A 6,000-nucleotide genomic window follows, 5' to 3' on the forward strand; every position below is an offset into this window, starting at 1 on the left:
TTCAGCATGCGTAAAACCCACCCCAACCCCTCCCGGGAGGGGAGTGATCTGGAATGCGTAGATCGTATGCGATATGCCCCTGCCTCTGAAATCTCGGCTGTCCGGGATTTGCCATCCCGGACACAGTACCTGCGGATTTGTAATCCGCGGCCCCTGCAGATCAAACGTGCCGCCGCGGGGATTGCAAATCCCCGTGTACCAGCTTCCGGATTGCAAATCCGGAAGAGCTCGAGAGCACTGTGATTGGCAGAACGCAACGATATGCGGCGAGAAGAGAATTGATCAGCAATGCGTGTCCTCCTGTGTAAACATCCCCCTTCGCCCCCTTCAAAGGGGGAGTATCAGGTATGCGTGGGAGACAAGGCGGTGCCCGGTCTCTACCATTCTACGAAACAGCTGAACCAGACCAACTGGCAATCAGCAATTAACAATCAACGATTCCACCGACTGATGTGCGTAGCACGGGTTCGTCTCAGGCTAGCGGGACAGCAGTAGTTACCTACTGAAACAGAGAGAGCAAGTAAGGAAGTAGCAGGAGAGGAACCCAAACCAGTCCTGGCGGTGAGCGCCTCTGTTAATACGGTGCCGCTCCAGCGGCAACGCCAAAGGCGTAGTTTTAACAGCAGTGCGAGCCGCCAGGACGGGCCCCGCGGCCGTGAGCGCTTACCGGAAAAGATGAAACAATACAGTGAGTGAGGCACCGCGTCAACCACCAAAGCCAAGGGGAACAGCAGTCCACGTATTCCTAAAACAACAGCACTGCATCCCCACTGCCCAGCAAAGGGAACAGCAGACTACATTGCAGCAACGGCAGCAGACAACGCATACCTACAGCGGCAGGCGCTCATCAAAGAATCCGCATTCCTGCAGCGGCAGAGACACTGCCTCAACCGGCCAAGCCAGGGGAGCAGCAGACTACGCATTGCAAAACCCACAAGCCTTCGTAGCGAAAACCCTGAAAAAGCGATCCCTGCCACCTGTTCAGATGCAAACAGCATCTTTCAGCACTACCCTCCAATAGAAGCCTTTAAACTTCTTTCAGAACGTTCTGTTTTGGGCCTGTTTTTCTAAAAACAAGCCCAAAACAGAACCCTCTACATTTTCCCTCCTTCCGGCGGCGAAGACAGATGGGAAGCCGTGTGCAACCCGGTGGCAATCTCGGGCAGAATGCCCAGGCGCTGGTAAATTGGCCGCACCAGCTCCCGCGCCTTCGGCAGACCCATCAGAAACGGGATAATGCTGAGCACGCAGATGAAGCCGCAGCCCAGCAGCGTGTAGCCCACCCCAATCTGTTCAGCCACCCAGCCGGCCAGCAGACTGCCAATGGGCGCCATGCCCATGAATGCCATGGAGTAGAAACTCATCACGCGCGCGCTTGTCTTCGTCTACAATGGTCTGCAGGAGCGTGTTGCAGGAGGCCATGCGCAGAATCATGCCCAGCCCTACCACAAAGATGGCCACCATAGACAGCACCAACGTCTGCGACAGGGCAAACCCAATGAGCCCAATGCCAAACAGCACCGAGGCCACCACAATGACGCGGGCCAACCCCACCACCGTCTTGCGGGAAGCCAGGTACAAGGCCCCGGCCAGGGCCCCCACCCCAGAGGCCCCCATCAGCAGACCCAGGGTGCTGGCGTCACCGCCCAGCACATCCCGCGCAAAAGCAGGCATCAGCACCGTGAAGGGCATCCCAAACAAACTCAGCGTGGCAATCAGGATCAGAATATCCCTGATCGGCTGAAAGCCGAAGGCATATTGAAAGCCTTCGGTCAATGATTTGAGCACCTGCGTGTCCTGCACCTTGCGCTCCATGTGGGGCAGGCGCATAAGCAGCAATGACGCCAGCACGGCAAAGTAACTGAGGGCGTTGATCAGGAAACACATGCCTTCGCCCACGGTGGCAATGATGCCGCCCGCCACTGACGGCCCCACCAGCCGGCCCATGTTGAACATAGAGGAGTTGAGGGCAATGGCGTTGCTCATGTCTTCCCGCTTCTCTACCAGCTGCACCACAAATGACTGCCGCGCACTCATGTCAAACGCATTCACCACCCCCGCAAACACTCCCAGGCAGAGAATGTACGTGATAGTGATAGAACCTGTGAGCACCAGGGCAGCCAGGGTGCTGGCCTCCAGCAGAAACAGGAACTGGGTCACCAGCAGCACCCGGTGGCGGTTGAACCGGTCTGAGATCACACCTGCAAACGGCCCCAGCAGAAACGACGGGATCTGGTTGGCGAAACTGACCATGCCCAGCAGGAACACTGAGTCAGTGAGGCGGTACACCAGCCAGCTCATGGCTATCTGCTGCATCCAGGTCCCAATCAGGGAGATGCCCTGGCCCATGAAGAAGAGACGGTAGTTGCGGTACTTCAGAGCCCGGAACATGCCGCCCAGCCGGGTGGGGTTGTCTTGTGTGGTTGTTTCTGCCATGTACGTTCAGCTTTGTGTAGCAGAAGGATGTACGAGCAGCCCCCTGGTCATTGTTCCCCGGCGGGGCAGCAGCTTCTGTTTTCGGGCTGTTTTCTGACAATACTTCGGACAATTTTAAAAGGCAAAAAGAGGCTTTAGAGGCTATAAATGGGGTTTAAGTAATTAAATGGCAGTTAGGTATTTCCCAAAATGGAGAAAAAACATTGGATGCTAAACCTGTACATGCCCTCAAACGCTACAAACGCACTTTTTCTACTCATCTAAACTGTCCGAAGTATTGCTGAAAAACAGCCCGAAAAGCAGAAACTGGAAAAATCTTCACCCGGTTTTGTAGGTTCCTGGCAGGAGCGCACCGGTGCCAGACACCAATGCCTACGTTTGTCTGCCCCAGCCACAGCGCCTTACATGGGAGCCAACACCTGCTGAATCAATTCATTAGACAATGGCTTGTTCAGGAAACCGGTAATGGGGTAATGGCTGGCTTTCTCCCTGTCTGCCGAGTGGAAGGAACTGCTGCACAGGTAAATCTTGGTTTGGCTCAGGTCTACCGTCTCTGAATTGTTGATTTCCTTCAAAAAACCAAATCCGTCCAGGACCGGCATTTTAATATCCAGCAGGACCACCGCGGGCAATGGCTGCCCTTTCTCCACCAGGCCATGCAACAAGTCTAAGGCCTCAGCGCCGTTTTTGGCGGTGGCAATGTGCTCCTCTTTGACACCCGCCCGCTTGAGCATTTTACGGGAGATGTATTTCCAGTTTTCGTCATCATCTACCACTAGCACTGTCTGTAAAGATCTGTTGTCAGTGCCATCAGCGGCGTTTTGTTCCTGCATGGTTTGAAGGGGTTAATAGGTACGTATAAATTAGTTACAAGCTGTCTCCAGACAGGTCACTTACAAGGGCGCAAGGAAATACACCCTGAATTCAGCGCCAGCACCCGCTTCGCTGGTCACCTCCACTTTTCCGCCGGAGTTCTCAATGATGCGCTTTACCATGAAAAGGCCTATACCCGTTCCTTCAACATGGTGGTGAAACCGCCGGAACATGGTAAACAGCTGTTCCTGGCTGGCTTTCCCAATGCCCAGGCCGTTGTCTTTGACCGTGAGCACCACATAAGGCTCCTCTAACCGCGTCTCCAGCTCAATGATGCACTCCCGCTCCGGCGACTGATACTTGATGGCGTTACTCAGCAGGTTGTAGAGAATGCTTCTGAAGTTTTTCCTGGAGAACCGCACCTGGTACACCTGGAAATCAGTTTTCACAAAAAAGCGGTCTCTGCCGCTGGGGTTTTGCAGGTCAGCCATGATGTCTTCATACACCTCTTTCACACTGATGACCTCCTCCCCAAGGCTGGTACTGGCATCTTTCTGCAGCCTGCTGACCCGGGTGAGATCTTCAATGGTGCGTTTAAACCGGTCAACAGACGCCAGCACCCGCTGCAACACCCCTTCGGTTTCCTTGCTAAAGCAATTGGTCTCTCTCAGTTCTAGCTGCAGGAGTTTCATGAGCCCCTCAATGTTATGGATTGGGGACCGCAGATCATGGGAGACGGTGTAGATGAAGTTGTCCAGGTCCAGGTTCATGCGCTGCAGCTCCTCATTCTTATGACGGAGACTCTTTCTTCTTGCAGCAAGTTTTTCCTGCAGCTCCTTCTGCCGCGTCAGGTCACCGGTCACTTTGGTGAAGCCAATATGCTGGCCGTCTTCGGCGTAAATAGCCGTTAGGGTGACGCTGGCCCAGAAATGGCTGCCGTCTTTGCGTTTACGCCAGTCTTCGGCCTCATAGGTGCCGTGCTTCAGGGCCAGTTCCAGCTCCTCCTGGGGCTTTCCCGCCTGCTGGTACACATCTGGGAACAGTTTCCCGAAGAAGTGCCCCATGATCTCCTCCTCCTGATATCCCTTTAACCGTTGCGCCCCCTGGTTCCAGGTGGTCACAATGCTATGGGGGTCCAGGGCAAACACCGCGTAATCTTTTATCTGGTTGATAAAGTTGGCACTGGCACTCTCTGATATCGTAAGCGGGCTCATGCAGGCGTAAAGGTCAAGGGAACAGCATTCCAAAATGAACTTTTTACTGGTACTGACCGGAGAAGGTTAGCTCAATTTTTTCTGCAGAGCGGTTTGCCTGCCTCAATGAATCATCTCTGCACAGGGTGGAGGGGCTCAAGAAGCCGCTCTGCGGAAAACCGAAAGCCGCCCCTGACCACCCAGTCCTGGTCACCCATTCTTAAAACCATAAAACAAACATCTTAAAGTCAATTCTTTACGTTTCACCAGAGGGAGTAGCCAAAATTGCTGACAAACCGTATTTATACCCATTCCAATTATGGCCACGCTCCCCCTCACCTTCAAAAAATAAAGTATGGCAGACGCTAAAAACGCACCTAAACAGCCGCCAAAGGGCAGCCGCCTCATCCCGAAGGGGAAGTTACTGGCCATTGGCGGGAAAGAGGACAAAGGGCAGGGACAGGCTCAGGACAAAGACCAGAATATCAACTTTGTTGACGAGCAGATCCTGAAACGGTTTGTGACCGAGCTGAAAGGAGACAACCCCCTGGTGGTGGTGATCCCTACGGCCTCACAGGAGCCGGTGCAGTCTGGCCAGGATTACGTGCAGGTGTTCCAACAGCTGGGAGTAGCCAATGTACAGGTCATGGACATCAGGACCCGCAGAGACGCCCTGCAGCCAGAACACGTTGAAACAGTTAACCAGGCGGCTGGCATCATGTTCACGGGCGGGGACCAGCTCAGGCTTACCTCCATCTTTGGCGGCACAGACCTGCTGGAGGCCATGAAAGAGCGGTATGCGTTCACCAATATCATCATTGCGGGCACCAGCGCCGGGGCCGCGGCCATGTCTACCCCCATGATTTATGAAGGCGAGTCTGACGGCGGCTACATCAAAGGGGATGTTAGACTCACCACCGGTCTTGAGTTCCTCAAAGATGTGGCCATTGACACCCACTTTCTCGCCCGCGGACGCATTGTGCGCATGACGCAGGCTATTGCCACCAACCCCGAGTGCATTGGCATTGGGCTGGAGGAAGACACCGCCATCCTGGTCACTGAGGGTGGCAAGGTGGAAGTGATTGGCAGCGGCCTCATTACCGTGGTAGACGGCATGGGCATTACGGAGACCAACATCTTTGACATTCAGAACGGGGAGCCCTTTACCGCCAAAGGCTTAAAAGTACACCTGCTGGGAGACAAAGACGAATACTTTATTCCTTCCTATTCGCGGGTGCAGTTGAAATAAAGCCTCTTCCCTTGACAGGCAGACTTGCACTTGGAGCCTGGCTGAATTCTGATGTACAGGCGAAAAGCACCAGAGAGAGGTTCTGCCCAAGCAGTCTTTGCTCCGCGCAGCAGCGCTACTGCGCCAAAAGAAGGGTGAACGCAGGTGCTTTTTATGCAGTTTTGCGCTGCTATTTTTTCGCCTGCAAGACCAGAAGTTGAACAACCCCTCCTTGGCAACATTTTAATTTACCGCACACTTAGCAACAGCAGCTACCCCTACAAAAGAATTCCTTCCTGTTTCTGTGATTGAATCAAACCGCAAGTAAGA

The 6,000-nt window shown here is 54.0% G+C and carries 5 protein-coding genes; 1 reads left to right on the top strand and 4 read right to left on the bottom strand.

Going from position 1 to position 6,000, the window contains the following annotated elements; all coding sequences use genetic code 11:
- Nucleotides 1-1,094: 1,094 nt before the first annotated feature.
- The 4 genes from A8O25_RS23925 to A8O25_RS18515 all read right to left on the bottom strand — a co-directional run bounded on the left by A8O25_RS23925 (nucleotide 1,095) and on the right by A8O25_RS18515 (nucleotide 4,463).
- A complete protein-coding gene (locus A8O25_RS23925; RefSeq protein WP_241499088.1) occupies nucleotides 1,095-1,349 on the bottom strand; it encodes a hypothetical protein in 255 nt (84 codons plus the stop codon).
- The gene (locus tag A8O25_RS18505) at nucleotides 1,294-2,436 is read right to left on the bottom strand and encodes an MFS transporter (protein WP_241499089.1); all 1,143 of its coding nucleotides are present in this window, start codon (nucleotides 2,434-2,436) and stop codon (nucleotides 1,294-1,296) included. Before A8O25_RS18505 ends, A8O25_RS23925 begins: the two co-directional genes overlap by 56 nt.
- 401 nt (nucleotides 2,437-2,837) lie before the next feature.
- Complete coding sequence (locus A8O25_RS18510) at nucleotides 2,838-3,269, bottom strand: response regulator (RefSeq protein WP_066838077.1); 432 nt, start codon at nucleotides 3,267-3,269, stop codon at nucleotides 2,838-2,840.
- A gap of 60 nt (nucleotides 3,270-3,329) precedes the next feature.
- A complete protein-coding gene (locus tag A8O25_RS18515; RefSeq protein ID WP_066838090.1) occupies nucleotides 3,330-4,463 on the bottom strand; it encodes a sensor histidine kinase in 1,134 nt (377 codons plus the stop codon).
- 334 nt (nucleotides 4,464-4,797) lie between these two features.
- Here A8O25_RS18515 and A8O25_RS18520 point away from each other — a divergent pair, with 334 nt between their 5' ends.
- Complete coding sequence (locus tag A8O25_RS18520; protein WP_066838080.1) at nucleotides 4,798-5,691, top strand: cyanophycinase; 894 nt, start codon at nucleotides 4,798-4,800, stop codon at nucleotides 5,689-5,691.
- Nucleotides 5,692-6,000 lie beyond the last annotated feature (309 nt).

This window comes from Rufibacter ruber (assembly GCF_001647275.1).
Taxonomy (GTDB): domain Bacteria; phylum Bacteroidota; class Bacteroidia; order Cytophagales; family Hymenobacteraceae; genus Nibribacter; species Nibribacter ruber_C.

What these genes read in the sequence shown, in the direction of transcription:
- A8O25_RS23925 (WP_241499088.1), bottom strand. Translation starts at nt 1,349, where the DNA reads ATGGCATTCATGGGCATGGCGCCCATTGGCAGTCTGCTGGCCGGCTGG.
- A8O25_RS18505 (WP_241499089.1), bottom strand. Translation starts at nt 2,436, where the DNA reads ATGGCAGAAACAACCACACAAGACAACCCCACCCGGCTGGGCGGCATG.
- A8O25_RS18510 (WP_066838077.1), bottom strand. Translation starts at nt 3,269, where the DNA reads ATGCAGGAACAAAACGCCGCTGATGGCACTGACAACAGATCTTTACAG.
- A8O25_RS18515 (WP_066838090.1), bottom strand. Translation starts at nt 4,463, where the DNA reads ATGAGCCCGCTTACGATATCAGAGAGTGCCAGTGCCAACTTTATCAAC.
- A8O25_RS18520 (WP_066838080.1), top strand. Translation starts at nt 4,798, where the DNA reads ATGGCAGACGCTAAAAACGCACCTAAACAGCCGCCAAAGGGCAGCCGC.